A 26,671-nucleotide genomic window follows, 5' to 3' on the forward strand; every position below is an offset into this window, starting at 1 on the left:
ACGCCGCTGATCGTGCTGGTCGGGCTGTTCAACGGCCGCCGCCGGCTGCTCCACGACATGATGCTGGGAACCGTGATCGTTAACAGTTCTGCCCGCATAGGGCAGCCGGCACGAACCTGGTGATGCAGGAGCAAAGCGATTGACCGAAGGCTGCGGCGGCGCGATGCTCGCCAAACTGCTTCGGAGACCTTAAGACCTCAGTGACCCAACATTCGCGCGACACCCCGCAATTCTATCTGACGGCGCCCTCGCCCTGCCCCTATCTGCCGGGCCGGCACGAGCGCAAGGTGTTCACGCATCTGGTCGGCGACAAGGCCGGCGACCTCAACGACCTCTTGACCCATGGCGGCTTCCGCCGCAGCCAGTCGATCGCCTACCGGCCGGCCTGCGACCAGTGCCGGGCCTGCGTCTCGGTGCGGGTGGTGGCGAACGAATTCCGGCCCTCGCGCAATTTCCGCAAGGTGATGGCGCGCAACGCCGACATCATCGGCGAGCAGCGCAGCGCGGTGCCGACATCGGAACAGTATTCGATCTTCCGCGCCTATCTCGACGCCCGCCACCGCCACGGTGGCATGGCCGACATGACCGTGCTCGATTATGCGATGATGGTCGAGGACAGCCATGTCGAAACCCGCATCATCGAGTATCGGCGGCGCGAGATCGACAGCGCCATCACCGGCCGCGGCGGCGAGCTGATCGCGGTCGCGCTCACCGACGTCCTGAGCGACGGCCTGTCGATGGTCTACTCGTTCTTCGAGCCGTCGGAGGATGCCCGCTCGCTCGGCACTTTCATGATCCTCGACCATATCGCCCGCGCGCGGCGCCAGGGCCTGCCTTACGTCTATCTCGGCTACTGGATCGAGGGCTCCAAGAAGATGGACTACAAGGCCCGCTTCCTGCCGCAGCAGCGGCTCGCGCCCTCCGGCTGGCTGCGCGTCGATCCCGCAGGCGACGTGACGAGCGAGCCGCAGGACTAAAGCGCGGGACTGAGGCGCGGCCGATCAGCAGCCCTTCGCCGCCAGCCACCCCAGGATGAGATCAGCAAGCTCGTCGCTGTTGTCCTCGATCATCATCATGTGGCCGTTGCCGGTGATGCCGCGGTCGGGCAGCCAGATGAAATCGGCGCCGAGATAGTTCGCGGTGGCCTCGTCGAGGCTGCGCGGATGGCGCGGATCGGATTCGCCGGTGACGATCAGGACGGGCTTGGCGCGCAGGTTCGCAGGGTCGTTGATCTTCAGGCCGCGGCCGCCGATGTTGAAGCGCTCGTTGAAGATGCGCGCGCTCTCCGGCACGATCGAGGCGCAATAGCGTTCGAACGCGGCTTGCGGAAACCGCGCCGTGTTGGCCCAGGAGGCGGCGGCAAAGGCGCGGCCGAGCCGCACCGGGTGGTCCTCCGCCGCGTAGACCGGACGGCCGGCACTCTCATCGTCGCGCAAGGCCAGCACGGCGGCGGGATCGTCGGGCAGATGCTTCAGGAGATTGGCCGGCGGACCCGGCGCGATGCCGACCACCGCGCCGATCAGGTCCGACCGCTGCTCGGCCATCCACCACGCCATCGGGCCGCTCGCCGAATGCACCAGCAGCACGGCCGGCCCGATCTCCGCGAGCAGCGCCAGCAGCGCGGACGCGACCTCCACCGCCCCGAGCCGCGGAAAATCCGCATCCGGCGGCGAGCGGCCGTGGCCCGGCCAGTCCGGCACGAACACGTCGCGCCCCGCGGCCGCGAAGCGCGGCGCCCAGCCCGGCCGCAGGTCGGGGGTGGCGAGGTAGCAGGAGCCGGTGTGCGCCGCGCCGTGCGCCATCACCACCGGCAGACGGCCCGCGACGCGACCGGCCGCCGGCAGATGATCGACATAGATCGGATGCGTGGCCGTGCCCGAATAGAAGCATTGGGGTGCGTGCTCACGCAGCGCATGCATCAGGTCATGTCGCATCATCATCCCCGCCATCCTGTCCTGCGGCCCTCAGAAGGCGGCGACCGCGAGTTCAGCCGCGATCTTTAGGATGATGGCGGCTGCGAAGGCAACGAGGCGCCGTCGCGGCGCGTCCTACTGATCCAGCGCCGGCGTGGCATCCGGAGCGCGAACCGGCCTTCGCGCGTGGACGGGACGCATGGCGGGCGCAGCCGCCGGCTCTGCGACTGCCGCGCGACGCACCGGCCGCGGCGGCACCGGCGGCTGACCAGGCGTCAGCAGGTCGACGAATTGCGCCGCGCGGCTGTGTCGCTTCTTCGCGGGCTGCGGCTTGCGCGGCGCGCCGAGGTGGGCAACCTGCCACCGCAGCAGCTCGCGCAACAGCTTGCCTGGAAGCCTCTCCGTGTCCTCGACCCGCGTTCCGCCGCCGACAGGCACAGGCGCCGTTTCTTCCGGCGCGGCCATCGCGAGGTTCGTGCGCATGACCTCACCACCATCGGCCAAACCGTCGTGCTCGGGGTCCATGATGCTGCGCGACCGGGAGCCAAGCTCCGTCACCCGGCCGGCATTGCCGGCGTCCGCGCCGAAGGCGGATGTGACGGGCGCAAGCTCGTCGAAGGATGCGTCCGGCGCTTCGACCACGGGCTCGGCTGGATCCGAAACCGGTCCCTGGAGTGCGATCCGGCCCGGCAGCGCGAGATACCCGACCGCCAGCAGGGCTGCGATCGAATTGGCGATCATGCCCCAGGTCCCTCGGGACAGCGGCGTCCCCGATCCTATCGACCGGCCTGCACGGATCGGAACGAGGCTGGCGCCCAGCGGCACCAGGGCTCCGGCGGACACAATGTCGACCCGCTGCGGCGCCGCGCGAACCACCGGGCTCGCCGCCTGCCGCAGGATGGCCAACGCGGCCACGGTGACGAAGGCCGCAAGGCCGAGGCCGCCGCCGATGCCGGGGAGAAGCGCCCTTACGGCAAGCAGCATCGCCGTCAGGATGATCGCGCCCAGTGCGAGCTGCAACCATCCCCGCAGCCGCTCAAGCGTCGACATGCCCAGGAAACATCCGGCATAGAATGCCTCGGGCAGATGCGCGTCGTCCGGGTTGCCCAGGCGCAGGATCATCAGGCTGATGACCGCCACCGACGAGGCCAGGAAGGTTCGCTCCGCCGGGCTCGCCGCCATCATGCTGGGCCGGCGCAATGCCAGCAGGGTCGCGAACATGCCCATCGTGCAGGCCGCGCAGGTCGGAATAGCCTGGGCCAGGCCCAGCGCGAACAGGTCGGTGCGCGCCGCCCGAAACAAGTGGTTGTCGGCGCCGAACAGCGACGCCAGTTCCACGAAGAGCAGGCAAGCCGCGGTCGCAATCGCCCCCGACCTTCCGCCATAGCCGTGCGCGAGCCGGCGAACGGACCGGTTGTCGATCGCGGCGACCACGGCGAACGCGAGGCTGCAGAACAGCGAGAGCGAGACGAACAGCACGATCGCGGGCATGACCGAACGATCCGGCGCCTTGTCGATCAGCCAGAGCACGGGGGTCATGCCGGCGAAGGTTCCGCCATAGATGGCCGAGAAGAACTCGCCGGGCAGCAGGACGGTGGTCCCGATGATCAGCAATTGGCCACACAGCAGCGTCGTCGCCAGCGCCGATGCGATCGCCGGCGGAATGCCGACCGCGCAAAGTGCCAACGTCGTCATGCAGCCGAGGCAGGCGCCGGCAAATGCCGCCGCAGAGGGCCCATCGAACAATGCGCTCGCGGGCGAACCGATCGTGGATCGATGGCGCGCCCCCAGATCGTCGCGTGGCACGAGCGCCACGTAGGTCCGCAGCGATTGAGAATCAGGAAGAGAAAAGCCCTGATGCCCCTCCGGAGGCTCCGCGACGTTCACGGCCATGGCAACCACCTCAAAACACAAACGCAACAAGCACATTGGCCGGGCGGACCCGACCCAATAAAGCAATGAGATGCAGCCGCGTGCGCGGCCGAGAGTTCGCTTTTACGACGCGGGTAAATCAATCGGACGACTTGAGGAGCCTAGCGTGGAAGTGTGGCAGTCAATTGGTAATGTGTTCAGGTATCCCCAGGAAGTCGGCCGATGCGTCAATACCGCCACAGCTCGCCGGGGTTTAGCTCGATCGAATCCACAATTCGTGGATGTAGAAGGAGCCACGAAAATACCGTCACGCGCTGCAATAAGCCCTACCAGGTAATTGCATCCTCGCCCTGATGCAGGCTGTCGTGACAAGGAGACCCGTGATGCGGACACTCGTATGGGCCGTTGCGATGATCGCACTCGCCGGATGGTGCAGCCAGGCCAACGCCCAGTCGCGATGTCCGGAACTGACCGAGCTGCGCGACGAGGCGAACCAGGCTTCGAAGCAGGCCAGGAGCTTCGCCAGGATGGGCCGCTGCGAGACCTATGTCCGTTCCGCGATGGCCTGGAATGCGCTGATGCACTATGCCAGTGAGCATCGTGAGGCCTGCGACATCTCCTCCGCATCGCTGACGGAGTTCGAGAAGCGCCAGCGGGAGACGACTCAGCTGCGAGACAACGTCTGTGCGGGGCGTCCGGGCCGTCCGTTCCCCGCGGAGATCATCCAGCGGTGACGTTCACCCGCTGACGTAATCCCATACCAGCTTGGCGTTCAGCGCGATGATGGCGACCGCCGTCAGCGCGGCGAGCGCGGTGAGCCAGCGCGGCGCCACGAACGCACCCATCTTGGCGCGGCTCGCGGTGAACAGCACGAGCGGCACCACGGCGAACGGCAGTTGCAGGCTCAACACCACCTGGCTCAGGATCAGGAGCTGCCCGGTCGCCTTCTCGCCGGCCCAGATGGTCACGACCACCGCCGGCACGATGGCAATCGTCCGCGTCACCAGCCGCCGGAGCGCCGGCGAGATGCGGAGGTCGATAAAGCCCTCCATCACGATCTGGCCAGACAGGGTTGCGGTGATGGTCGAGTTCAGACCGCAGCAGAGCAGCGCGACCGCAAACAGCGTCGGCGCCAACGTCGAGCCGAGCAGCGGCGCCAGGAAGGCATGCGCCTGGTCGAGCTCGGCGATGTGGGTGTTACCGGCGCGATGGAACGTCGCCGCCGCCAGGATCAGGATCGAGGCGTTGATGACGAAGGCGAGACAGAGCGCGATCGAGGAATCGATGGTCGCGAGCGTGATCGCCTCGCGCTTCTCGGCCTCGGAGGCGCCGTAGCCGCGGGTCTGCACCAGACCCGAATGCAGATAGAGATTGTGCGGCATCACGGTGGCGCCGAGAATGCCGAGCGCGAGATAGAGCATCTCGCGGTTGCTGACGAGCTCGCCGCTGGGCAGCATGCCGCGCAGCACCGCGCCCCAGTCGGGATCGGCGAGCGCGATCTGCACCGCGAAGCAGGCCGCGATCACGCCCAGCATCGCCACCACGAAGGCCTCGATCCAGCGGAAGCCGAACGCCTGCAATGTCAGGATCAGGAACACGTCGAGCGCGGTGATGACGACGCCGATCGCGAGCGGGATCTGAAACAGGAGGTTGAGGCCAATCGCGGTGCCGATCACCTCGGCAAGATCGGTCGCGGTGATCGCGACCTCCGCCGACAGCCAGAGCGGCCAGGTCGCCCAGCGCGGGAAGCCGTCACGGCAGGCCTGCGCGAGGTCGCGTCCGGCGCCGACGCCGAGCCGCGTACACAGCGACTGCAGCACGATCGCCATCAGGTTCGACAACAGCGCGACCGTCAGGAGCGCATAGCCAAACCGTGCGCCGCCGGCGAGCGAGGTTGCCCAGTTGCCGGGGTCCATGTAGCCGACCGCGACGAGATAGCCGGGGCCGAGAAAGGCCACGAGCTTGCGCCAGAACGAGCCGCGCCGCGCGGTGCGGACCGAGGCGAAGACATCCGACAGCGACGGCTCCCCCCGCGCCCCGCGCCAGCCGCGGGCGGCCGGGCGGCCTCCGGAGACGGCCTGCTGCAGTTGCAAATCGGCGGATTCGACATCCATCAGCCAAATATGACCAAAGTCCCCCTTTAATGCAACTCGTTTGCAACTGCATCTGACGCATAGGTTCCATGGGCATCGATGCCGTCCGGACCAAACTCGCGCGACGCCACCCGAATCCTGGGAAATCCGGCAAAATCCTCCTCGGAAACCGGGTGGGTCTGAACCTTCGCGGCTCCCATGTTGCGGCCAACGACGCAATAGGAGCCCATCATGGCCGAACTGAAAGACACCCTTCCCGCAACCTTCAACCGCCTCGCCTGGTCGAACCTCGCGGCGCAGTCGGCCGAGCAGATCGCGCTCGCCGCTGCGCCGATCGTCGCGGTGCTCTCGCTCGGCGTCGGCGAGGGCCAGACCGGCCTGTTGCAGACCGCGCTGACCCTGCCCTTCATCCTGTTCGCGATCCCCGCCGGCCTCTTGACCGATCGCATCTCGCGGCGGGTGCTGATGGCGGGGTCGGAAGCCCTGCGCGCCGCGGCGCTGTTTCTGATCCTGATGCTGATCGGGCTCAGCGCGCTCACGCTGCCGCTGCTGGCGCTGCTCGGCTTCGTCGCCGTCTGTGGCACGGTGGCCTACAGCGTCGCCGCACCCGCCCTGGTGCCCTCGCTGGTGGCACCGCAACTGCTGCCGGCCGCGAATTCGCGGATCGAGCTCGCGCGCACCATAGCCTTCGCCTCCGGGCCGGCGCTGGGCGGCGCGCTGGTCGGCTGGGTTGGCGCGGCACCGGCCTTCGGCGCAGCGGCGACGCTTTCCGTGGTCGCGGTCGTGCTGCTGTCCGGCATCCACGAGCCGGCGCGCGCACCCGCGCCGCGCCGCCATCCGCTGCAGGACATCAGGGAAGGCGTGGCCTTCGTGCTGCATCACGCGCTGCTGCGGCCGGTGTTCGTCACCCAGTTCATCTTCAACACCGGCTCGTTTCTGCTGCTCGCGGTGTTCGTGCCCTATGCCGTGCACCGTCTCGGACTGGCCGCGACCGGCGTCGGCGTAGTGCTGGCGATGTACGGCGTCGGCATGGTGTGCGGCGCGCTCGCGGCGACGCGGGTGATGCGCAAGCTCGCCTTCGGCAGCGTGATCGGCCTCGGTCCGGTCACCGGCTTTGCCGCCTCCGCGGTGATGGCCGCGACCACGCTCGTCCCTTCGCCGCTGCTCGCTGGCCTCGCCTTCTTCCTGCTCGGCGCCGGCCCGATCCTGTGGGTGATCTCGACCACGACGCTGCGGCAATCGGTGACGCCACAGCGCCTGCTCGGCCGCGTCTCCGCCATCAACATCCTGAGCTATGGCGCGCGGCCGCTCGGCTCGGCGCTGGGCGCGATCGTCGGCGGATTGTATGGCGCAGAGGCCTGCCTCTATCTCGCGGTCGCGATCTTCGCCGCGCAGGCGCTGGTGATCCTGCTCTCGCCCGCGGTGGCGCTGGCGCGGCAGCCGGAGATGGTCAAGGAGGCGAGCGCGTCGTGCGCCGGCTAATCAGTTCGACAGATAACGCTCATAGCTTCCCGCCACCACCTCGTCGGCTGTGATGTCGGGATCGAGCGTATAGAGATCCTGCGCGCGGCCGATGCCGCGCAAAGCGTAACGGCCGGTCGAGACCAGGTAGCGCCGGCCGGTGGAGTCGAGCCCGCCGAGGAATTCCGAGGACATCAGGAGCTCGCGGTCGATCGAGTTGCACATCGAGGCGATGCGGCTGACCTCGTTGACGGCCGGACCGACCACCGTGAAGTCGAGCCGGTCCTCGCTGCCGATATTGCCATAGAAGACCTCGCCAACATGCAGGCCGATATAGGCCGTGGTCACCGGGCGGCCGTCGGCCGAGCGGCGCCCGTTCAGCTCCGCCATATTGAGGCGAAAAGCATGTTCGGCCTTGAGTGCGGCCCGCCGCGCCTCCGCCATGTCCTCGCCGGTGAACACGGCGAGCACGCCATCGCCGATCAGCTTCAACACGTCGCCGCCGGCATCGTGGATGGCGTCGATCGAGGCCTCCGCATAATCGTTCAGGAACGGGATCATCTCGTCGGGACCGATGCCCTCGGAAATCCGGGTCGAGCCGCGCAGGTCGGAGAACCACAGCACGGCGTTGATGCGCTCGGGCACGCCGCGCGAGATGCGCCCGCGCAGCACCTGCTCGGACGCATCGCGCCCGAGATAGACGCGCCCGAGCGTGCGCACGATGTCGATCTGCTGGCCCGATTTGACCGCGAGGCCGAGCAGCGGAACCAGGTCGCGCAGCGCCGCCAGCTCGCTCTCACGGAACCCGTCGGCGCGGCGGGTCAGCCAGTAGGAATAGAAGCAGTCCATCTCGCCGAGCGTGCCCGCCTCGCCGAACCGATGGATGAACGCTACCAGGTGCCGGTGCCCCTTGTCGGCCAGGTCGCTCATCAGCGAGAACTTCAGCGTGCCTTCGTCGACGAGATCGAGGATCAGCTCATCGAGCCCCTTCTCGAGCATGTGGTGGAAAGCGGAGCGCCGCCAGTTCTTGGCCGCGTCACCCTCGCTGGAGGAGCGGTACTCGAAAGTCTCGCTCTCGTTGCTCGGCCGGTCGTTCCACCGGAAGCCCCGCCCTTCATAGATCGGGTGCAGCGTGTCGATGGCGACGATGGCGCGCGACAATTCGAGCCCGCCCGCGCAGCAGCGCTCGCAGAAGCCGCGGATCAGATCGGTTTCGGGGAGTCCGGTGAGGCCCTGGCCGACCAGCCAGTTCATCAGATCGAGGCGGGTGGAAAGCTCCATGGCCCCATTATGCCCTGCCGCGGCGCGGGATGAAAGCGGTTGCAGCCGCGCAATGCGCCGGCAGTGGCCTTGTCGCCTTTTTGGGCTTCCATTCGCGCCTGCCTTGGCCGACAACAAACCATGGCCAACCCAAGCGATCCCGACAAGCCGAGCCAAAAATGGTTCAAATGGGCGACCACGCCGCCGCAATCCTATGCCATGTATCTTGTCCTCCTGATCCTGGTCTGGCTGGTCTCGTTCTATGCGGGAACCCTGAACCCGAAGCACGGCCAGGGCGTGAGCCCGCCGCCGGCTGCCGACAGTCGGTAAGGTGGGCTAAGCGGCCGCGTGCACAGGTCCAGCCACGCAAGGGCAGAAGCGTGCCCACCGCCAAGAGTCATGCTGTCGAGGCGATGGTGGGCACGGCGCTGCGCGCCTTAGTTAGCCCACCCTACCGCTTCTTGATTTCCGAGGTCGCGATCCAGATCCCGGCGAAGACCGCAACGAGGCCGAGCACGAGATTTGGCGTGATCGGCTCGCCGACCAGTAGCGCCGCCAGCACCGCGGCCGCGATCGGATTGACCGTCATGGTGTTGGCGACGCGGGTCGGGCTCGCGCGCTCCAGCGCCATGACCCAGAGGATGAAGGTCGCGGCGCCGCCGACGACGCCGAGATAGACGCCGGCAATCCACTGCGGCGCGGCGAAGCCCCCGAGCACCGCGAGACTGCCGCTGAACAACCCAACCACGACCAGCGCCACAGCACCCGCGCCCATGCCGACGGTGAGAAAACCGAGCGCGCTGGAGCGGCGCATGAACGGACGCGACAGCACGTTGTAGAACGCCATGCAGACCACAGCAGCCGTCATGATCAGCTCTCCGCGCCAGGCGCCCGGCGGCGCCGCCGCCAGCCCCGACGCAAGCGCCGCGACCACGCCGAGCACTGCGATCAGCACGCCCGCGGTCTTGCGCAGCGTCAGCGGCTCGGCACCGAGCAGAGCGCCGACCACCATGGTGTGCAGCGGCAAGGTCGCGACCGCGAGCGAGGCGCGCGCTGCGGTCGTGAACGACATCGCGATGTTGTAGAGGATGAAGAACATCCCGAAGAAAGCGAGCCCGAGCGCTGCGACCGGAAGCCAGTCGCGCCGCTGCGGCCACGTCGCCTTCATCAGCAGCGCCGCCGGCAGCAGGCAGATGAAGCCGATGCCCCAGCGCAGGATCGCCAGCGCAATCGGATCGGCGCGGGAAACCAGATAGCGGGTGATTGCGGCCGCCGTGCCGCCGAGCGAGCTCGACACCAGCGCGATCACGACGCCGACCCACTCGCCCACCGCTTCGCTCCCTTTGCTGCATCTTCGCGTTACGCAGCATCGTAGGAGCGAATTCGCAGCCGGCAAGCTTCAACGATCGAACGGAGCGCATTGCTCCACATCATCGCGCGATGATGGCGGCAGCCGTCAGCAGCGGGCAGCAAGTGGCAACATATCCGCGGTGAATTCGCCGCGGGCCGCGCCTATTCGACAGCCCTGCCGAACTTGTTCGACTTCGGCAGGCCATGCGCCAGCCGGCCAGCATCGGCGCGATTGCCGACCCAGTCGGCGAGCTCCTTCATGCTCATGCCCTGGTCGCGGCCGGCGGAATCCTTCCAGGCGAGCCCCTCCCTGGCATCGAAGGTGGTGACGTCGGAAAGCTTCGCGCTGGTGTATTTCTGCAGGCGCACGCCGCGGCCGCGCGCCATCTCCGGCACCTGGTCGAGCGGGAAGACCACCATCTTGTGGTTGGAGCCGATCACGGCAACGGTGTCGCCCACGGCGTTGCATATGGCGCAGGCCTCGTTCGGCATGGTGACGTTCATCACCTGCTTGCCCTTGCGGGTGTTGCCGACGCAGTCCTCCTCCTTGACCATAAAACCCTGGCCTTCGCTGTTGGCGATCAAAAACTTGCGGCCGCCCTTGTTGACGAACAGCGAGACGATCGAGGCGTCCTGGTCCATGTCGGCGAACATGCGGATCGGCTCGCCATGGCCGCGGCCGCCCGGCAGCTTGGCGACGTCGAGCGAATAGAACTTGCCGTTGGTGGCGAACAGCAGCAGCTTCGAGGTGCTCTCGGCGAAGAAGGCCTGGCCGAGCTTGTCATCGGTCTTGAAGGCGAGGCCCGAAAGATCGGCCATATGGCCCTTCATCGTGCGCACCCAGCCTTTTTCCGAGACGACGACCGTGACCGGCTCGCGCTCGACGAAGGCCTCCTCGATCGCCGCGAGATCGTGCTCGGGCGCGTCGGCGAAGGTGGTCCGACGCTTGCCGAGCGGCGTCTTGGGTCCGAACATGTCGCGGACCTTCTTCACCTGCTCGCCGACCCTGGTCCATTGCTCGGCTTCCGAGCCGAGCAGCGACTTGACGCCCTTCAGCTCGTTCCGCAGGTTCTTGTCCTCGGTCCTGATCTCCATCTCCTCGAGCTTGCGCAGGTTGCGCAGGCGCATGTTGAGGATGGAGTCGGCCTGGATCTCGGTGAGCTTGAAGGTCTTCATAAGGACGGGCTTGGGCTCGTCCTCGGTGCGGATGATCTTGATCACCTTGTCGATGTTCAGATAGGCGATCAAATAGCCGCCGAGCACTTCGAGGCGATGCTCGATCTGGGTCTTGCGGTAGTTCCAGCGGCGGATCAGCACGTCGCGCAGATGGTCGAGCCACTCGCGCAGACACTCGGCGAGGCCGACGACCCTGGGCACGCGGCCGTTCATCAGCACGTTGAGGTTCAGCGGAATCTTGCTTTCCAGCTCGGTCAGCCGGAACAGCGATTCCATCATCAGCTCGGGATCGACGTTGCGCGACTTCGGCTCGATCACGAGCCGGACGTCTTCCGCCGATTCATCCCTGACGTCGCCGACCAGCGGCAGCTTCTTCTCGTTCAACAGCTCGGCGATCTTCTCGATCAGCCGCGACTTCTGCACCAGGTAGGGAATCTCCGTGATGACGACGACCCAGGTGCCGCGCGAGCCCTCCTCCTGCGTCCACCTGGCGCGCACGCGGAACGCGCCGCGGCCGGTGACATAGGCCTCGGCGATCGCTTCCTTGGAATCGATGATGATGCCGCCGGTCGGGAAGTCCGGTCCCTTCACCCATCGCAGCAGCGACTTCGATTTCGCCTCGGGCTTCTCGATCAGATGCAGCGCGGCATCGCAGAGCTCGGCGGCGTTGTGCGGCGGAATCGAGGTCGCCATGCCGACCGCGATCCCCTGCGCGCCATTGGCGAGCAGGTTCGGGAAGCCGCCCGGGAGCACCACGGGCTCGTTCGTCTGACCATCATAATTGGGCTTGAAATCGACACCCTCCTCGTCGATCCCATCGAGCAGGAGCCGCGCGACGTCGGTCATGCGCGCTTCGGTGTAGCGATAGGCAGCCGGATTGTCGCCGTCGATATTGCCGAAATTGCCCTGCCCGTCGACCAGCGGGTAGCGCGAGTTGAAATCCTGCGCCAGACGCACCATAGCGTCGTAGATCGCCTGGTCGCCATGCGGATGGAACGAGCCCATCACGTCGCCGACGATCTTGGCCGACTTCTTGAACGCCGTGCCCGGATTGAGGTTGAGCAGGCGCATGCCGTAGAGGATACGCCGGTGCACCGGCTTCAGGCCGTCGCGGGCGTCGGGCAGCGCCCGGTGCATGATGGTGGAGAGCGCATAGGCGAGATAGCGCTCTTCCAGCGCATCGCGCAGCGGAACCTCGTGGACCTCGTTGGGTTCAGGCGGAATCAGTGTCTTTCCCATCGCCTCCGGTTAGACGCTGATTGGGCCTGCCGCAAGGCACGAATCGGCGTTTGGAAGGCGTCAAAAGCCTTCAGGGAAGGCTGCAACGCGCATTCCCGGCCCAGCCTCCGCTCACAGCGGGCACATCTTCAATCCGTGACATCCAGGAAGCGAACGGTTCCGCATGTGGAAAACCACGCTCGATTCATCCGTATGACTCCGGTGATACGCAACGCAAGGTAGCCGCAGGAAGCGGTCGCGGGTAAAAGCCCTCGATCGATCCACCCGAATTTCGAGAGCAGCTCCATCGGGTAACAAACGACGACGACGGTGCCTCGCCGTATGCGCTTCTCAGCAACGCCGTCGGCACTGATTTGGTTCAGGAGTCCCTATGGCCGCGGCGCTTTCAGGTACTTTCACTTTGCAGATCGGCTCACATCCTGAAAAGGATCGTCCGGGCGCCGAGCCATCCGTCGATTTCCAACTTCATCGCTCGCGCAGCTCTCTTCGTCGTCATCGGGTTCTTTCCAGCGCCGCCAAAGTGGCCGCGCTGTTTCACAACGAGAGCGCGGACGACGTCCAGAGCTTCCACTGACGGCTCGGATCGTTCACGCTCTCCCGGCCTCGAGCGCACAACGAGCGCACCCACCATGGCCGAGGGCCCGCCTCGATCACGAACGCGAGTGAAGAGCCTCCATCGCGTGGGCCATCAGAATGCTGATGCTCAGAAAAATGAACATGCCTGCCAGAGCCGAATACATAACGCCGTCTCCCTTTCTCGGCATCCGTTAAAGGGCGCGAGCACCTGCACAGTCAAAGCGATTTGCAGCGCTGAAGGAGCTTGTCGGCCGGTTGAGGAGTTTGCGCCACAGCGCACGCCTTACGGCAGGTGGAACGAAGGCGAGAAGTCAGCGGGATTATGTTTTCGCTGCGACGATCGCTGCGACTGAACTGGAGCTGCGCCGGGATTGCCGGCCGCGGGTATGATGCTGAGCCGCGATACTCAAATACAGCAGCGGCGCCCGGGTACGCGACCGTCACAGATTAACCGAAATCGGCGGAGTCCCGCTCTAATCGACCCGATCGACCGCGTAGAAGCGCTCCGAGCGCATGGGGATCACCGAAGCTTCGCCTGGATGATCCGACGGCGCTGCCGACGGCTGCCGTCGCAGCGCCATCGCCGGCCTTTCGACGAAGCGCCACGAGGCGTAGGCCAGTGGCGTGACGACGATCACCGAGAAGACGAAGGCTGCAGCGAGGACCAGCGTCACCGGCAGCGCATCGAACCGGTTCAGCAGATATCCCACGAGCCGCGCCGTGGCCCACAGCGCCAGCGGATGCAGGAGATAGAAGCTGTAGGAGATCCTGCCATAGAACCTCACGATAGGGAGATCGAGCGCAGCGAACGTCGCGCCGTCGGTACGGAACGCGATCAGCGCGACCAGCATTGCGGCGGAGAGGCACTCGACCAGCAGCGTGAAGGTGCCGGAAGGCTTGAAGAACGAGCAGGCGCAGAAGATCGCGATCGCGGCCGTCGCCGCAATTGTCGCCGCGATCGGGCCTGCTCGGCGGGCTATCGTCTCGCCACGGAAATGCAGCAGCACGCCGACCGGAAAAGCGTAGAGCGGCGCCAGGTTGGTATCGTCGCCGATCATATGATTGTACTGCCCGACGAAGGACAGCCCGAACAGCACGGCTGCGATCGCAAGCAGCGGCCGCGCGCCATGCCGGCGAAACAGCCAGACCGAGGCGAAGATCAGCGGCGTCGCCGCTAGCTCCGCCTTCATCGACCACATCACCGCGTCGATGTCGGCGCGCAGCATCAGCATATTGGCTGCGACATCCAGCGGCGTGAACGACGCTCTCCCGTACAGGCTGAAACCGAAGGCGTAGAACAGCGCGGTGAAGATCGCGACCGTCGTGATCGCCGCCGGAAACAGGCGAGAGACGCGGGCACGGACGAAACGCGCGGCATCGAGATTGCCGTCCAGCGAACGCGCCAGCACGAAGCCGCTGATCACGAAGAACGCGACCACCGCGCCGTAACCGTTGGTGAGCGCCTTGACGGCCCCAAGCGCGATCGCGTCGAGCCATCCCCGCGCCGGTCCATCGACATAGGACGATGTGACGTGCATGCCCGCGACCGCGAGAGCGGCGATACCACGCATGGACTCGATACGGGGCAGGAACCGCCGCGACGCAGAACTCGACATCCCGCCATGGAAAGCAGCAGAATGTGGCTTTCAACCATCCTCGGCGAGCGTTGCGCCGGACCGGCTCCGCTATGGCTGCGCCGAATACACGCGACGCTTGCCCGGCGCGCGAGGCTCGATCACCAAGTGTAGCGGATGCAGCCCGTGCCCGAATAGGTCTGGGCGGAAACCGGCGGCCATGTGGACGAAATCGGGCGTCCATTAGCGGCGGCGCGCCGATTCCGGTCAGGACGACGGAATGCCGATTCTCACGCGTTTATTGATGACGGCATTGATGAAACCGTCGCGTGCATCGGAATGGTGCTGGCCGCGCGGCTCCAGCACATGGCGCAGCAGAAACCGACCGGTGAGGAGAAAGCCGTCCTGCAGGTCCTGGTCGGTCCAGCCTGATGGCCCCTCCCCGCCCTGTCGCAGGAATGCCGGCAGCCGCAGCAGCCGGTCGCGCCAGGGCTCGCCGGCCGTGCGTGACACCGCGTTGCCGGATTTCGGCGAGACATAGGCGAGATCGGCGGTCTCGCCGGTCGCGACGCAGCTCTCGAGATCGAGGCCGAAGCCGAGTTCGGCCAGCATCGCGAGCTCGAACCGCACGACATGCACCGCCGCCACGCCGGCATCCTCGAAATCGTCCAGCGTGTGCGTGAGCTGCTCGTAGATGTCCTCGTGCGGATCGCGCTCCGGCAGCAGCCGCGCCAGCGAGGCCAGGTGCGTCACGCCATAGACCGCGTGCGAAGAGGCCAGCAGGTCGGAGGCCCGCAGCTGCATGCCTTCGATCGCATAGGCGCCGAGATGCTCATCGAGCCGCGCCCGCCACACCGCGCGCACGCCGTTGCCGGGCTGCAGCCACGGCCGCATCCGTGCGCTCGCCGCGCCGCGCACGAGGCCGAGGTGACGGCCATGCGCGCGGGTCAGGAGCTCGGCGATGGCGGAGGATTCGCCATGCCGCCGCACCCCCAGCACGATGCCGTCGTCGGTCCATTCCATGCAATAAACGTAGCATGTAGGGCGGATCAGCGCAGCGTAATCCGCCGATCGATACACCGAAGCGGCGGGTTACGCTTTCCGCCTTCGCAAGGGCTTCGGCGGACAAGCCGCCATCTAACCCGCCCTATCCGAACTACCACGGCCGTCAGGCGTTGAACCAGCCCTTGGCGTCGCCGGTGAGGGAGAAATACAGTCCGGCGGCGGTCAGGATGCAGGACACGATCTCGATTGCGGAGTCGAGTTCGAGGCCGCTGTCGCCGATGGCCTGCACCAGCGACACGACCGACAGCGCCAGGGCCGCAGTCAGGACCCAGCGCGGCCAGTTCTTCCGCCTGCGCGCGGCGAGCCAGACGAAATAGAGCAGGAGCACGATCATGCCGCCCGCCACGACGGTCGCGGCCCCGATCGTCTGCGCGCTCATGTCGGCGGTCGGCGTGCGGTCCTGGAACGCGACCGACAGCGCGTCGAGCATCAGCGAGGCGTAGAGCAGCGCTTCGAACCAGAGCACGTTACGAGGGAGCTGCATCGGTCATTCTCTCGGAAATTCCAACCCCATCTCGCGATAGCGGTCGGGATCGTCGCCCCAGTTCTCGCGCACCTTGACGAACAAGAAAAGATGCACGGGCACGCCGAGAATCTCGGCGATCTCCTTGCGCGAATCCGCGCCGATCGACTTGATGGTGGCGCCGCTCCTGCCGAGTACGATCTTGCGCTGGCTCTCCCGCTCGACGAAGATCGTCTGCTCGATGCGGACGGAATTGTCCTTGCGCTCGGTCCAGCTATCGGTCTCAACCGTCGACTGGTAGGGCAGCTCCTGGTGCAGCTTCTGGTAGATCTTCTCGCGCGTGATCTCGGCCGCGAGCTGGCGCATCGGCGCGTCCGACATCTGGTCCTCGGGATAGTGGAACGGCCCTTCGGGCACCATCGCCGCCAGCGTATGACGCAGATCATCGACGCCGTCGCCCGACAGCGCCGAGATCATGAAGGTCCGGGCGAAGGCCAGCCGCTCATTGGCGGTCTGGGCTAGCGCCAGGAGCCTTTCGCGCGGCACCAGATCGATCTTGTTCAGCACCAGGATCTTGTCGTGGTCGACGCCCGCGACCCGGCTCAGGATCGCCTCGGCCTCGTCGTCGATCCCGGCCTTGGCGTCGAGCAGCACGCAGACGAGGTCGGCGTCATGGGCTCCGCTCCAGGCCGTCGACACCATGGCGCGGTCGAGCCGCCGCTTCGGCGAGAAGATGCCGGGCGTGTCGACCAGGACGATCTGGGCGTTGCCCTCGATCACGATGCCGCGGATCAGCGCGCGCGTGGTCTGCACCTTGCGCGAGACGATGGTCACCTTGGAGCCGACGAGCGCATTGACCAATGTCGACTTGCCGACATTGGGAGCGCCGATCAGCGCGACGAAACCGCAACGCGTCGCGACCGGCGCGGCGTCGTCGCGGATGTCATCCGTCATTGCCGCCGACGCCTTCCCGCTCGATCATCACGGAGGCTGCGACCTTCTCGGCCGCGCGCTTGCTGCCGCCGATGCCCTCGGCCGACTCCAGCCCCGGCAGATCCACCGCCACGCGGAACTGCGGGTCGTGGTGCGGCCCGGTCCGCTCGACCTCGCGATAGACCGGGGTCGGCAGGCCCTTTCCTTGCGCCCATTCCTGCAGCACTGTCTTGGGATCGCGCAGCGGGCGGCGCGGCTTCTGCATCCGCTCGGTCCAGTTGCGCTGCACGAATTCGGCCGCGGCGGCATAGCCGCCGTCGAGGAAGATCGCGCCGATCACCGCCTCGCAGATGTCGCCGAGCACGGACTTGCGCAGCCGCGCGGCGGCGGCGCCGATCGTGCCGACCTTGATGTCGTCGGTCAGTCCCAGCGATTTCGCGACGTCGGCGCAGCTCTCCTTGCGCACGAGATCGGCGAGCCGCTTCGACAGCTCGCCCTCGTCCGCGTTCGGGAACGCGCCATAGAGCATGTCGGAGACGATCAGGCCGAGCACGTGGTCGCCGAGGAATTCCAGCCGCTGATAGCTCTCGCCGCGCTTGCGTTGCGGCTTCAGCGCGGAGACATGCGTGATGGCGCTCGACAGCAGCCCGGGATCGGCGAACTTGTGACCGATGCGGGCCTCGACCGCCGAGGTCGCCGACTTGCCATTGGCCTTGGCGCGCGTCCTCGTGCGCTTCCGCTTCGGCGGCGCGCCCTCCACGGTCGCGCCCGGCTCAGCGCTCGCTTGGCCGGCGACCGGTGCGGTCTCGATGTCGGTCGTATCGTCGCTCATCGCACGATTTTGAACAGGCGATTCCAGCGCACCGACCACGGCCAGCGCCAGATTGCCCAGACGTGTTCGCCTTCCTCGATCGAAAAGAAGATCATCTGGGCGCGGCCGACGACGTTTTCGAGCGGCACGTATCCCACCGCCGACAGCACGCGGCTGTCGGTCGAGTTGTCGCGGTTGTCGCCCATCATGAAGAGATGGCCGGCCGGCACGGTGTAGACGGTCGTGTTGTCGTAGAAGCCGTTGTCGACGCAATCCAGCGACTCGTAGCTGACGCCGTTCGGCAGCGTCTCGCGCCAGCGCTTCACCCGCGCGCTCGCCTCGGTGCCGCACGGATCCGGTCCGATGTAGTCGCTCAGGCGCTCGCGCTGCACCGGCTGCTCGTTGATGTAGAGCAACCCGTCCTTCATCTGGATGCGGTCGCCGGGCAGCCCGATCACCCGCTTGATGTAATCCGTCGAGTCGTCCTTCGGCAGGCGGAACACGAGCACGTCGCCGCGATTGGGCTCGGAGCCGAACACCCGGCCCGAGAACAGGTCGGGCGACAGCGGCAGCGAATAATGGCTGTAGCCGTAGCTGTATTTCGAGACGAACAGATAGTCGCCGACCAGCAGCGTCGCCTTCATCGAGCCCGAGGGGATGTTGAACGGCTGGAACAGGAAGGTCCGGATCACGAGCGCGATCAACAGGGCATGGATGACCACGCGGATGGTCTCGCCCGAGCCGCTTTCTACTTTTTTTGTCCCGGATGTCACGCTCATCGCTTTCCCAATTTTCAAAAATCACGGCCGCCGCGGCAGCCATGTTCCTCGCGCGAACGGCACATCGCTTCGCGGGGCTTTAAGGAATCCGTCCTGATTCTGATAGTGAGAGCCAATCCCGGCGCAAGCCGGAATCTGCTGGATCAAGTTGTGCACGTTCTTAGACGTTTGTTGCCGGCGGCGCAATGAAAGGCTTCATCAAAAACCTGCAACACATTGAAGTAACGTATATTTTTTATTCCGCGCCGCTGCGACGCAGCCCCGGAGCCGATCCGTCAGCCCTTGGCCGGGGCGGTGACCGAAATAATGACAAAGGCCTGCGCCAGCGGCCAGTCGTCGGTGATGGAAAGGTCGATCCTCGCCTCGAATCCGGCCGGGGTGATCGCCTCGAGCCGCGCCAGGGCGCCGCCCGTCAGCCGCATGGTCGGCCGGCCGCCCGGCAGGTTGACGACGCCCATGTCCCGCCACCAGACGCCACGCCGGATTCCGGTGCCGAGCGCCTTGGAGCAGGCCTCCTTGGCGGCAAAGCGCTTGGCGTAGGTCGCCACCACCATGTTCTCGTTCTTGGCCCGCCGGGCGGCCTTGCCGCGCTCCTCCGCGGTGAAGATGCGGTCCAGGAACCGGTCGCCATGCCGCTCGATCACCTTGGCGACGCGGCGGATGTCGATCAGGTCGGAGCCGATGCCGATGATCACGTGGCGGTCTCCGCCCTCGCCCGCCCCCGGTCCATCGCCGCGCGCATGGTCCGGACCGTCTCGGCAAGGCCGACGAACAGCGCCTCCCCGACCATGTAGTAGCCGATGTTGAGTTCGGCGATGTCAGGCAAGGCTGCGATCCGTTCCGCGGTGGCGTAGTCGAGCCCGTGGCCCGCATGCACCTCGAGCCCGGCCGAGCGGGCGAGCCTGGCGCCCGTAACGATGCGCTCCCACTCGGCCGCAGCCTTGGCGGCGTGGCCGTCCATCACCGCGTCGCACCAGGCGCCGGTATGGATCTCGATCACCGGCGCCTTCAATTTTGCCGCCATCTCGATCTGCCGGGGCTCGGCGGCGATGAACAGCGACACCCTGATGCCGGCGTCGCTCAGGGTGGCGATGAACGGCGCCAGCGCATTGTGCTGGCCGACCACGTCGAGCCCGCCCTCGGTGGTCAACTCCTCACGCCGCTCCGGCACCAGGCAGACCGCATGGGGTTTCGTGGCGAGCGAAATCCGCAGCATGTCGGCGGTCGCCGCCATCTCGAAATTCAGCGGCTTCGAAATTTCCGCCTTCAGCCGCGCCATGTCGTCGTCGCGGATGTGGCGCCGGTCCTCGCGCAAATGCGCGGTGATGCCGTCGGCGCCGGCCTCGATCGCAAGTTTGGCGGCGCGAACCGGATCGGGCCGCGCGCCGCCCCGCGCATTGCGAAGCGTCGCGATGTGATCGACATTGACGCCAAGACGCAGCGGAGGGACTTTCGACATCGCGGGACTCGACGGAAGCGGCGGGCGGAATTACCCGTTGACGCGCTCGACCCGTGCGACCACGGCCTTGGCGCGCAACTGATTGATGATAGCGCTGAGGTGCTTCAGATCATAGACCTCGAGATCGATAGTCAGCTCGGTGAAATCCGGCGAGCGGCGGCTCATGTTGATGTTGTCGATATTGCCGTCGTGCTCGGCGATGACGGTCGCGACCTGGGCGAGGCTGCCGGGCTCGTTGACGTTCTGGACCTCGATGCGCGCCGGAAACCGCTGCGGCGTGCTCTCGTCGACGTCCCAGCGCACGTCGAGCCAGCGCTCCGGCTCCTCCTCGAAATCCTTCAAGGCCGGCGACTGGATCGGATAGATCGTGATGCCCTCGCCCGGCGTCACGATGCCGACGATGCGGTCGCCCGGCACGGCACCGCCGTTCGGCGCGAACTTCACCGGCAGGTCGGAATTGATGCCGCGGATCGGGATCGCCGACGGGCTGCGCGAGGGATCGGGCGGCGATTTCAGCTTCAGCTTGACCGCCAAGCTGCTCTTCTTGGCGCCGCCATAGCGGGCGATCCGCTCCTCCTTGTAGTCGGGGTACATCGCGCGCGCGACGTCGGCGGCCTTCATCTCGCCGCGCCCGACCGCGGCCATGACATCGTCGATCGAAGCCCGCGCCAGCCGCGGCAGCGCGCCCTTCAGCTTGTCGTCGGCATATTCGAGCTTGGTGCGCTCGAACAGGCGTTCCACGATGCGCCGGCCGAGCCCTGCATACTGGTCGCGCACTGCGGCGCGGGTGGCGCGGCGGATCGCCGCACGCGCCTTGCCGGTGACCGCGAGCGATTCCCAGGCCGCGGGCGGCGCCGACGGCGCATCCGAGGTCAGGACCTCGACCTCGTCGCCGTTCTGCAATTCGGAGGACAGCGGCGCGAACTTGCCGTTGATCTTGCAGCCGACCGCGCTGTTGCCGAGCCCGGTGTGCACGGCATAGGCGAAGTCGATCACATTGGCATGGCGCGGCAGCGCGATCAGCTTGCCTTTGGGCGTGAAGCAGAACACCTGGTCGTGGAACAATTCGAGCTTGGTGTGCTCGAGGAATTCCTCCGGATTGGCGCTCTCCGACAGGATGCCGATGGTGCGGCGCAGCCAGGCAAAGGCGTTGGATTCGCGCTTCAGCAGCTCGGTCGGCGAGCCGACGCCGTCCTTGTAGAAGGCGTGAGCGGCGATGCCGCGCTCGGCGATCTGGTGCATCTCCTCGGTGCGGATCTGCAGCTCGACCCGCTGGTTGCCGGGCCCGATCACCGTGGTGTGGATCGAGCGGTAGTCGTTCTGCTTCGGCGTCGAGATGTAGTCCTTGAAGCGGCCGGGCACCACCGGCCATGTGGTGTGCACGACGCCGAGCGCGCGGTAGCAGGATTCGAGATCGGGCATGATGACGCGGAAGCCGAAGATGTCCGACAACTGCTCGAAGCCGACCGACTTGCGCTCCATCTTGGTCCAGATCGAGAATGGCCGCTTGCGCCGGCCGGAGACCCGCGCGGTCAGGCCCCTGTCGCGCAGGTTCTTGGAGAGCTGACCCTCGATCTCCCCGATCAGGTTGCGGTTGCGCTCGGCAAGCGCGTCGAGCCGATGCATCACGACGTTGTAGGCTTCGGGATCGAGCGTGTGGAAGGAGAGGTCCTCGAGCCCCTCCCGCATCTCCTGCATGCCCATGCGGCCGGCAAGCGGGGCGTAGATGTCGAGCGTCTCCTCCGCGATCCGCTTGCGCGACGCCTCCGGCACGAACTCCAGCGTTCGCATGTTGTGCAGGCGATCGGCGAGCTTGACCAGGAGCACGCGGACGTCGTCGGAGACCGCCAGCAGCAGCTTGCGCAGGTTCTCCGCCTGCTTGGCCTCGCGCGAGACCAGCTCCAGCCGCTTCAGCTTGGTCAACCCCTCGACCAGCGCGCCGATCTCGTGGCCGAAGATGCGGTCGATCTCGGCCCGCGTCGCCTCGGTGTCCTCGATCGTGTCGTGCAGGAGCGCCGCGACGATGGTGGCATCGTCGAGCTTGAGGTCGGTCAGGATCGCTGCAACCTCGAGCGGATGGGAGAAATAGGGATCGCCGGAAGCACGGGTCTGCGAGCCGTGCGCCTTCATGGCATAGACGTAGGCCCGGTTGAGCAGGTCCTCGTTGGTGTCCGGGTTGTAGGACCGCACCCGCTCGACCAGATCGTACTGCCGCATCATGCGGGCGCGCGGCGCCTTGGCCTTGGCAGGCACTGACGTCGGCGCAGCAGAGGATGACGCCACCACGGCTGATTCGGTGGCGGCCTGCATCTGGGACGGGCTTTGGCGCCAATACGCCATTCTACGAGTGCCTTGTTCGACTGCTTACGGGATCGCTTCAGCCCTGCCGGGGCCGCCCGCAAGGGTAATGGTTGCTCCGCAACACAGTCTACTGCCAATCGCGCCCGGCTTCGATCAAATCAAAGCTGGCGTCCACCGCCAAACCCTTCCACCGCCGGAGTCATCACGCAACCGTAAAAAGCACCCGCAAAAGCAAAGGCCCGGCAATGGCGCCGGGCCTTGTGGAAAACGGCTTGCGATGCAGCGGGCCGCGGAAGCGATCACTCGTCCTCTTCCGGCTGCTCCTCGGGCGGCGCCAGACCCTCGAGGCCCTTGAGAAGCTCCTCCTCGGTCATCCGTTCGACCGCAACCTCGGTGTCGTCGGCGTCCACACTCGCCCCGGCCGAGCCGATCAGCGGCACGGTGTCGGGCTCCGGCTCGTCAACCTCGACGAATTTCTGCAGGGAATGCACCAGCTCCTCGCGCAGATCCTCCGGCGAGATGGTCGAATCGGCGATCTCGCGCAGCGAGACGACCGGGTTCTTGTCATTGTCCCGGTCAATCGTAAGTTGTGAACCGGAGGAAATCATCCGGGCGCGATGAGCCGCCAGCAATACCAGGTCGAATCGGTTGTCGACCTTGTCGATGCAATCCTCCACGGTGACGCGCGCCATCGACTGTCACTCCATTCGCTAGGGTTGGCAAGGGGTTGCGGGCTTATCTGCCCGCCATGGCCGGTAGTTATAGCTGTGAACGGCTTTTCGCAAGACCAATTTGTGATTTGTCGGAGGCGCCGTCTCCTGCTACCTCTCTAGGTTGACTGACATGGCCTGCCAAAGCAAAAATTGCGGGCGTTCGGCCCACAAAACGCTTTATTGCGCCAGCTAAACTAGACCTTTCTTGCTTCTATCTCCGCAGATTTGCGGTAGCATCGAGTGAGATGCTTTCGTCGGGCCCTGGGCAGCACTACAGAAAATGCGCGGTTGACTGCCGCCGCGCCAAAAAGAGATACCAACAACGTCAACGCGAGAAACTGATGTCACCCTCTTCCAACAAAATAGCGCTCTTCATCGATGGCGCCAATCTATACGCGACGGCCAAGACGCTCGGCTTCGATATCGATTACAAGCGGCTGCTCCGAGAATTTCAAAGCCGCGGCACTTTGCTTCGTGCCTTCTATTACACCGCGATCATCGAGGATCAGGAGTATTCGTCGATTCGGCCGCTGATCGACTGGCTCGATTACAACGGCTACACCGTGGTCACCAAGGCGACCAAGGAGTTCATCGACGCCAGCGGCCGCCGCAAGGTCAAAGGCAACATGGACATCGAGCTCGCCGTCGATGCCATGGAGCTCGCCGAACATATCGACCAGATGGTGCTGTTCTCCGGTGACGGCGACTTCCGCTCGCTGGTCGAAGCGATGCAGCGGCGCGGCGTGCGCGTCACCGTGATCTCGACCATCTCGAGCCAGCCGCCGATGATCGCCGACGAACTGCGCCGGCAGGCCGACGTCTTCACCGATCTCGTCGAGCTGCAGTCCAAGCTCGGCCGCGACCCGTCCGAACGTCCGGCTCCGCGCGAGCGCGAGTCGCGCCATCACACGCCACAATTCCTGCAGCGCGCGACCACCATGGCCTCCTCCACCAGCCGGTCGGATGACGACGATTTCGACGATTGAGGACTGGCGGGCGGCCGAACAGGCCGCCCTTCCCAAGGCCGAGCCCGGCCGCGACTGCCCGCTCTGCCCGCGCCTAGTGGATTTCCGCGCGGCGGCGCGCGCCAAGGAGCCGGGCTGGTTCAACGCACCGGTGCGATCCTTCGGCGATCCAGACGCCAGATTGCTGATCGTCGGGCTCGCGCCGGGGATGCAGGGCGCCAACCGAACCGGCCGGCCGTTCACCGGCGACTACGCCGGCGAACTCCTCTACGCGACGCTCCTGGAATACGGTTTCGCCAGCGGCCGCTATGAGGCACGGCCCGATGACGGTTTGAGGCTGGTCGATTGCCGGATCAGCAATGCCGTCCGCTGCGTGCCGCCACTGAACAAGCCGCTGCCCGCCGAGATCAACGCCTGCCGGCCGTTCCTCGCCATGACGATTGCCACCATGACGCGGCTGCGCGCCATCATCGCGCTCGGGCGCATCGCGCACGACACGCTGGTGAAAGCGCTGAAGCTGCGCGCCACCTCCACGCCATTCGCCCACGGCGCAATCCACCAAGCGGGCCATTTCAAGCTCTTCGACAGCTATCACTGCTCGCGCTACAACACCAACACGGGCGTGCTCACGCCGGACATGTTCCGCAGCGTGTTCGCCGGCGTGAAGGCCGAGCTGGATTAGGAAGGAATCTGTAGAGTGGGCTGAGCGAAGCGTGCCCACCATCGCTCGGCGAGGTCGTTGGACGATGGTGGGCACGCTTCGCTCAGCCAACCCTACGCACCTACGCCTCTACCGGATTTTCCTTCAGCCATGCCAGCACATCGGCGGCGTTCCGGTCCGGCGGGAACACCGGATAGAACACATGCGTGATGCGACCGTCGTCGATGATCAGCGCGAGGCGCTTGATCAGCGTCTGCCCCGCCACCTCCATGGTCGGCAGGCCAAGCGCTTCGGTCAGCTCGAGCTTCTCATCCGACAGCACCGGAAACGGCAAATGCAGCCGCGAGGCCATCTCGGTCTGATAGGCGTTGCTCTGCGTCGACAGGCCGAACACCTGCGCAGCGCCCGCGGCTTTCAATTCGGCGAACAGGTCGCGGAAGGCGCAGGCGTGCGGCGTGCAGCCCCGCGCGCCGGGGATCATGTCCCAATCGTCGACGAGCGCGATCTTGCCGGGCTCGCCGGTGCGCGGATAGGCGAACACGACGGTCCGGCCGGAGAGAGCGGCGAGCGTCACCATCGCATCGTTGGTGGCGAGCAGGCTGACCGGCGCAACCGCCATGCCCTTGAGATGGGCCGCGCCGCCGTCGTCGGCGGGCGCCGGGATCTTGCTCCAGTCGACGTCGAGCAGGCTTCTCTGGTTCATGACCCACTTTCTCCTTGGCCGACCGCCTGGCATTTGACGGGCCTTACCCTCGCGCCCGCATCAAGCGGCCCTTCTCCCGGCCCCAGTCGCGCTTCTTCACGGTCTCGCGCTTGTCGTGCAGCTTCTTGCCCTTGGCGACTGCGAGCAGCAGCTTGGCGCGGCCCCGCTCGTTGAAGTACAGCTTGAGCGGGATCAGCGTCATGCCCTCGCGGTCGACGGCGCCCATCAATTTGTTGATCTCTTTCCTGTGCAGCAAGAGCTTGCGCGGCCGCTTCGGCTCGTGATTGAAGCGGTTGGCCTGCAGATATTCGGGGATGTTGGCGTTGATCAGCCAGATCTCGCCGTTCCTCGAATCGGCATAGGATTCGGCGATCGTGGTCTTGCCGTTGCGGATCGACTTGACCTCGGTGCCGGTGAGCGCGAGGCCTGCCTCCACCGTGTCCTCGATCGCGTAGTTGAACCGCGCCTTGCGGTTCTCCGCCACGACCTTGATCGCCCTCTCCTTCTCCGCCACGTCACGCCTTCTTCAGGAGATCGCGGATCTCGGTGAGCAGTTGCACCTCGGCCGAGGGCTTCGGCGGCGCCGCGGGGGCCGCCTCCTCATGGCGCTTCAATTGATTCATGAGCCGGATCACGATGAACAGCACGAAGGCGATGATGAGGAAGTTCAGGCACAGCGTGATGAAACTGCCGTAAGCCAGCACGGCGCCCTGCTTCTTGGCGTCCGCGAGATTAGTGGCCGTCACCGCCTTGGAGAGCGGAAGGAAGTAGTTGGAGAAGTCGAGCCCGCCGGTGGCCGAGCCGATGATCGGCATGATGATGTCGCCCACCAGCGAGGTGACGATGGCGCCGAACGCCGCACCGATGATGACGCCGACCGCGAGGTCGACGACATTGCCCTTCATGGCGAATTCGCGAAATTCCTTCAACATGATCCAACCTCCGCGGCCTTCCGCGTCACGCGCAATTGCGCAACCAACGTGACCAGCCTTGGGGCTTCAATTGGGGCTTCAAGACGGCGAAAATTCAGTTGATCAGGCCGGCATGCACCATGGCGTCGCGCACCGCAACGCGGGTCGATTCCGCTACCGCCACCATCGGCAGCCGCAGCCGCTCCTCGATCTTGCCGAGCAGCGACATGGCGTATTTTACCGGCGCCGGATTGGACTCGATGAAGAGATTCATGTGCAGCGGCATCAACTTGTCGTGCAGCTCGAGCGCCGTGGCCACGTTGCCCTTCTGCCAGGCGGTGTGAAACTCCGAGCACAGCCGCGGCGCGATGTTTGAGGTGACGGAAATGCAGC

28 protein-coding genes and 1 pseudogene are annotated in these 26,671 nt (G+C 66.0%); 8 read left to right on the forward strand and 21 right to left on the reverse strand.

Annotated features, from left to right (window positions below; genetic code table 11):
* A pseudogene (locus tag JOY90_RS14325) lies at positions 1–123 on the forward strand (RDD family protein); the annotation flags it as partial.
* A gap of 77 nt (positions 124–200) precedes the next feature.
* Positions 201–977 (forward strand): arginyltransferase, encoded by a 777-nt coding sequence (locus tag JOY90_RS14330; protein ID WP_291691774.1) that lies wholly within the window; start codon positions 201–203, stop codon positions 975–977.
* Positions 978–1,001: 24 nt separating this feature from the next.
* On the opposite strand, the gene JOY90_RS14335 is transcribed toward JOY90_RS14330, so the two are convergent.
* On the reverse strand, positions 1,002–1,940 hold the full coding sequence (locus tag JOY90_RS14335; protein WP_291691775.1) for an alpha/beta fold hydrolase: 939 nt from the start codon (positions 1,938–1,940) through the stop codon (positions 1,002–1,004).
* Positions 1,941–2,048: 108 nt separating this feature from the next.
* Entirely contained in the window at positions 2,049–3,806 is a 1,758-nt protein-coding gene (locus tag JOY90_RS14340; protein WP_291691776.1) for a hypothetical protein, read from the reverse strand.
* Between the two features lie 362 nt (positions 3,807–4,168).
* Here JOY90_RS14340 and JOY90_RS14345 point away from each other — a divergent pair, with 362 nt between their 5' ends.
* Positions 4,169–4,519, forward strand: a complete 351-nt coding sequence (locus JOY90_RS14345) for a hypothetical protein (RefSeq protein WP_291691777.1) — start codon at positions 4,169–4,171, stop codon at positions 4,517–4,519.
* Between the two features lie 3 nt (positions 4,520–4,522).
* Here the strand turns inward: JOY90_RS14345 and JOY90_RS14350 are convergent, their stop codons facing one another.
* Positions 4,523–5,899 (reverse strand): Nramp family divalent metal transporter, encoded by a 1,377-nt coding sequence (locus JOY90_RS14350; RefSeq protein ID WP_291691778.1) that lies wholly within the window; start codon positions 5,897–5,899, stop codon positions 4,523–4,525.
* Positions 5,900–5,925: 26 nt separating this feature from the next.
* Complete coding sequence (locus tag JOY90_RS14355; protein WP_291691779.1) at positions 5,926–6,111, reverse strand: hypothetical protein; 186 nt, start codon at positions 6,109–6,111, stop codon at positions 5,926–5,928.
* Between JOY90_RS14355 and JOY90_RS14360 the strand changes: the two genes are divergently transcribed.
* Complete coding sequence (locus JOY90_RS14360; RefSeq protein ID WP_291691780.1) at positions 6,110–7,360, forward strand: MFS transporter; 1,251 nt, start codon at positions 6,110–6,112, stop codon at positions 7,358–7,360. The two genes, JOY90_RS14355 and JOY90_RS14360, sit on opposite strands and share 2 nt — an antisense overlap.
* Here JOY90_RS14360 and JOY90_RS14365 read toward each other — a convergent pair whose 3' ends face one another.
* Positions 7,361–8,620, reverse strand: coding sequence for an adenylate/guanylate cyclase domain-containing protein (locus tag JOY90_RS14365; protein WP_291691781.1), 1,260 nt, complete (start codon positions 8,618–8,620; stop codon positions 7,361–7,363). It abuts the gene before it with no gap.
* 120 nt (positions 8,621–8,740) lie between these two features.
* On the opposite strand from JOY90_RS14365, the gene JOY90_RS14370 reads away from it, so the two are divergent.
* Positions 8,741–8,929, forward strand: coding sequence for a hypothetical protein (locus JOY90_RS14370; protein WP_291691782.1), 189 nt, complete (start codon positions 8,741–8,743; stop codon positions 8,927–8,929).
* Between the two features lie 121 nt (positions 8,930–9,050).
* Here the strand turns inward: JOY90_RS14370 and JOY90_RS14375 are convergent, their stop codons facing one another.
* Positions 9,051–9,929: a DMT family transporter gene (locus JOY90_RS14375; RefSeq protein WP_291691783.1), complete on the reverse strand. Its 879-nt coding sequence runs from the start codon at positions 9,927–9,929 to the stop codon at positions 9,051–9,053.
* Between the two features lie 182 nt (positions 9,930–10,111).
* The gene (gene parC / locus JOY90_RS14380) at positions 10,112–12,364 is read right to left on the reverse strand and encodes a DNA topoisomerase IV subunit A (protein WP_291691784.1); all 2,253 of its coding nucleotides are present in this window, start codon (positions 12,362–12,364) and stop codon (positions 10,112–10,114) included.
* A gap of 370 nt (positions 12,365–12,734) precedes the next feature.
* Here parC and JOY90_RS14385 point away from each other — a divergent pair, with 370 nt between their 5' ends.
* Positions 12,735–12,938: a hypothetical protein gene (locus JOY90_RS14385; protein ID WP_291691785.1), complete on the forward strand. Its 204-nt coding sequence runs from the start codon at positions 12,735–12,737 to the stop codon at positions 12,936–12,938.
* Between the two features lie 475 nt (positions 12,939–13,413).
* Here JOY90_RS14385 and JOY90_RS14390 read toward each other — a convergent pair whose 3' ends face one another.
* The 10 genes from JOY90_RS14390 to rpoZ all read right to left on the reverse strand — a co-directional run bounded on the left by JOY90_RS14390 (position 13,414) and on the right by rpoZ (position 23,017).
* Positions 13,414–14,511, reverse strand: a complete 1,098-nt coding sequence (locus JOY90_RS14390) for an acyltransferase (RefSeq protein WP_291691786.1) — start codon at positions 14,509–14,511, stop codon at positions 13,414–13,416.
* A 270-nt stretch (positions 14,512–14,781) separates the two neighbouring features.
* The gene (gene recO / locus JOY90_RS14395; RefSeq protein ID WP_291691787.1) at positions 14,782–15,537 is read right to left on the reverse strand and encodes a DNA repair protein RecO; all 756 of its coding nucleotides are present in this window, start codon (positions 15,535–15,537) and stop codon (positions 14,782–14,784) included.
* Between the two features lie 145 nt (positions 15,538–15,682).
* Positions 15,683–16,063 (reverse strand): hypothetical protein, encoded by a 381-nt coding sequence (locus JOY90_RS14400; RefSeq protein WP_291691788.1) that lies wholly within the window; start codon positions 16,061–16,063, stop codon positions 15,683–15,685.
* A 3-nt stretch (positions 16,064–16,066) separates the two neighbouring features.
* Entirely contained in the window at positions 16,067–16,996 is a 930-nt protein-coding gene (era, locus tag JOY90_RS14405) for a GTPase Era (protein ID WP_291691789.1), read from the reverse strand.
* On the reverse strand, positions 16,986–17,807 hold the full coding sequence (gene rnc, locus JOY90_RS14410; RefSeq protein ID WP_291691790.1) for a ribonuclease III: 822 nt from the start codon (positions 17,805–17,807) through the stop codon (positions 16,986–16,988). Before rnc ends, era begins: the two co-directional genes overlap by 11 nt.
* Entirely contained in the window at positions 17,804–18,565 is a 762-nt protein-coding gene (gene lepB, locus JOY90_RS14415; protein WP_291691791.1) for a signal peptidase I, read from the reverse strand. The genes rnc and lepB overlap by 4 nt, the downstream gene beginning before the upstream one ends.
* 275 nt (positions 18,566–18,840) lie before the next feature.
* Positions 18,841–19,260, reverse strand: coding sequence for a holo-ACP synthase (gene acpS / locus JOY90_RS14420; protein WP_291691792.1), 420 nt, complete (start codon positions 19,258–19,260; stop codon positions 18,841–18,843).
* Complete coding sequence (locus JOY90_RS14425; protein WP_291691793.1) at positions 19,257–20,024, reverse strand: pyridoxine 5'-phosphate synthase; 768 nt, start codon at positions 20,022–20,024, stop codon at positions 19,257–19,259. The genes acpS and JOY90_RS14425 overlap by 4 nt, the downstream gene beginning before the upstream one ends.
* A gap of 30 nt (positions 20,025–20,054) precedes the next feature.
* The gene (locus JOY90_RS14430; RefSeq protein ID WP_291691794.1) at positions 20,055–22,364 is read right to left on the reverse strand and encodes a bifunctional (p)ppGpp synthetase/guanosine-3',5'-bis(diphosphate) 3'-pyrophosphohydrolase; all 2,310 of its coding nucleotides are present in this window, start codon (positions 22,362–22,364) and stop codon (positions 20,055–20,057) included.
* A gap of 260 nt (positions 22,365–22,624) precedes the next feature.
* A complete protein-coding gene (gene rpoZ, locus JOY90_RS14435; protein ID WP_079603537.1) occupies positions 22,625–23,017 on the reverse strand; it encodes a DNA-directed RNA polymerase subunit omega in 393 nt (130 codons plus the stop codon).
* 362 nt (positions 23,018–23,379) lie between these two features.
* On the opposite strand from rpoZ, the gene JOY90_RS14440 reads away from it, so the two are divergent.
* A complete protein-coding gene (locus JOY90_RS14440) occupies positions 23,380–24,024 on the forward strand; it encodes an NYN domain-containing protein (protein WP_291691795.1) in 645 nt (214 codons plus the stop codon).
* Positions 24,002–24,685 (forward strand): uracil-DNA glycosylase, encoded by a 684-nt coding sequence (locus JOY90_RS14445; RefSeq protein WP_291691796.1) that lies wholly within the window; start codon positions 24,002–24,004, stop codon positions 24,683–24,685. Before JOY90_RS14440 ends, JOY90_RS14445 begins: the two co-directional genes overlap by 23 nt.
* 100 nt (positions 24,686–24,785) lie before the next feature.
* On the opposite strand, the gene JOY90_RS14450 is transcribed toward JOY90_RS14445, so the two are convergent.
* From JOY90_RS14450 to JOY90_RS14465, 4 genes are all read right to left on the reverse strand, one after another.
* Positions 24,786–25,367, reverse strand: a complete 582-nt coding sequence (locus JOY90_RS14450; protein WP_291691797.1) for a peroxiredoxin — start codon at positions 25,365–25,367, stop codon at positions 24,786–24,788.
* A 43-nt stretch (positions 25,368–25,410) separates the two neighbouring features.
* Positions 25,411–25,881 carry an SsrA-binding protein SmpB gene (gene smpB, locus JOY90_RS14455; RefSeq protein WP_291691798.1) on the reverse strand — a complete coding sequence of 157 codons (471 nt, stop codon included), beginning with the start codon at positions 25,879–25,881 and terminating at the stop codon, positions 25,411–25,413.
* Position 25,882: 1 nt separating this feature from the next.
* Positions 25,883–26,299 carry a large conductance mechanosensitive channel protein MscL gene (gene mscL / locus JOY90_RS14460; RefSeq protein WP_291691799.1) on the reverse strand — a complete coding sequence of 139 codons (417 nt, stop codon included), beginning with the start codon at positions 26,297–26,299 and terminating at the stop codon, positions 25,883–25,885.
* 94 nt (positions 26,300–26,393) lie between these two features.
* Positions 26,394–26,671, reverse strand: a 278-nt coding sequence (locus JOY90_RS14465) for a dihydrodipicolinate synthase family protein (RefSeq protein ID WP_291691800.1), incomplete at its 5' end; no start/stop codon positions are given.

The sequence above is a fragment of the Bradyrhizobium sp. genome (assembly GCF_019242285.1).
In the GTDB taxonomy this organism is placed as follows: domain Bacteria; phylum Pseudomonadota; class Alphaproteobacteria; order Rhizobiales; family Xanthobacteraceae; genus Bradyrhizobium.

Excerpts from the sequence above, each read along its gene's own strand:
- JOY90_RS14335 (WP_291691775.1), bottom strand. The coding sequence starts at position 1,940 with ATGATGATGCGACATGACCTGATGCATGCGCTGCGTGAGCACGCACCC.
- JOY90_RS14340 (WP_291691776.1), bottom strand. The coding sequence starts at position 3,806 with ATGGCCGTGAACGTCGCGGAGCCTCCGGAGGGGCATCAGGGCTTTTCT.
- JOY90_RS14345 (WP_291691777.1), top strand. The coding sequence starts at position 4,169 with ATGCGGACACTCGTATGGGCCGTTGCGATGATCGCACTCGCCGGATGG.
- JOY90_RS14350 (WP_291691778.1), bottom strand. The coding sequence starts at position 5,899 with ATGGATGTCGAATCCGCCGATTTGCAACTGCAGCAGGCCGTCTCCGGA.
- JOY90_RS14360 (WP_291691780.1), top strand. The coding sequence starts at position 6,110 with ATGGCCGAACTGAAAGACACCCTTCCCGCAACCTTCAACCGCCTCGCC.
- JOY90_RS14355 (WP_291691779.1), bottom strand. The coding sequence starts at position 6,111 with ATGATGGGCTCCTATTGCGTCGTTGGCCGCAACATGGGAGCCGCGAAG.
- JOY90_RS14365 (WP_291691781.1), bottom strand. The coding sequence starts at position 8,620 with ATGGAGCTTTCCACCCGCCTCGATCTGATGAACTGGCTGGTCGGCCAG.
- JOY90_RS14370 (WP_291691782.1), top strand. The coding sequence starts at position 8,741 with ATGGCCAACCCAAGCGATCCCGACAAGCCGAGCCAAAAATGGTTCAAA.
- parC (WP_291691784.1), bottom strand. The coding sequence starts at position 12,364 with ATGGGAAAGACACTGATTCCGCCTGAACCCAACGAGGTCCACGAGGTT.
- JOY90_RS14385 (WP_291691785.1), top strand. The coding sequence starts at position 12,735 with ATGGCCGCGGCGCTTTCAGGTACTTTCACTTTGCAGATCGGCTCACAT.
- JOY90_RS14390 (WP_291691786.1), bottom strand. The coding sequence starts at position 14,511 with ATGCGTGGTATCGCCGCTCTCGCGGTCGCGGGCATGCACGTCACATCG.
- recO (WP_291691787.1), bottom strand. The coding sequence starts at position 15,537 with ATGGAATGGACCGACGACGGCATCGTGCTGGGGGTGCGGCGGCATGGC.
- JOY90_RS14400 (WP_291691788.1), bottom strand. The coding sequence starts at position 16,063 with ATGCAGCTCCCTCGTAACGTGCTCTGGTTCGAAGCGCTGCTCTACGCC.
- era (WP_291691789.1), bottom strand. The coding sequence starts at position 16,996 with ATGACGGATGACATCCGCGACGACGCCGCGCCGGTCGCGACGCGTTGC.
- rnc (WP_291691790.1), bottom strand. The coding sequence starts at position 17,807 with ATGAGCGACGATACGACCGACATCGAGACCGCACCGGTCGCCGGCCAA.
- lepB (WP_291691791.1), bottom strand. The coding sequence starts at position 18,565 with ATGAGCGTGACATCCGGGACAAAAAAAGTAGAAAGCGGCTCGGGCGAG.
- JOY90_RS14425 (WP_291691793.1), bottom strand. The coding sequence starts at position 20,024 with ATGTCGAAAGTCCCTCCGCTGCGTCTTGGCGTCAATGTCGATCACATC.
- JOY90_RS14430 (WP_291691794.1), bottom strand. The coding sequence starts at position 22,364 with ATGGCGTATTGGCGCCAAAGCCCGTCCCAGATGCAGGCCGCCACCGAA.
- rpoZ (WP_079603537.1), bottom strand. The coding sequence starts at position 23,017 with ATGGCGCGCGTCACCGTGGAGGATTGCATCGACAAGGTCGACAACCGA.
- JOY90_RS14440 (WP_291691795.1), top strand. The coding sequence starts at position 23,380 with ATGTCACCCTCTTCCAACAAAATAGCGCTCTTCATCGATGGCGCCAAT.
- JOY90_RS14445 (WP_291691796.1), top strand. The coding sequence starts at position 24,002 with ATGACGACGATTTCGACGATTGAGGACTGGCGGGCGGCCGAACAGGCC.
- JOY90_RS14450 (WP_291691797.1), bottom strand. The coding sequence starts at position 25,367 with ATGAACCAGAGAAGCCTGCTCGACGTCGACTGGAGCAAGATCCCGGCG.
- mscL (WP_291691799.1), bottom strand. The coding sequence starts at position 26,299 with ATGTTGAAGGAATTTCGCGAATTCGCCATGAAGGGCAATGTCGTCGAC.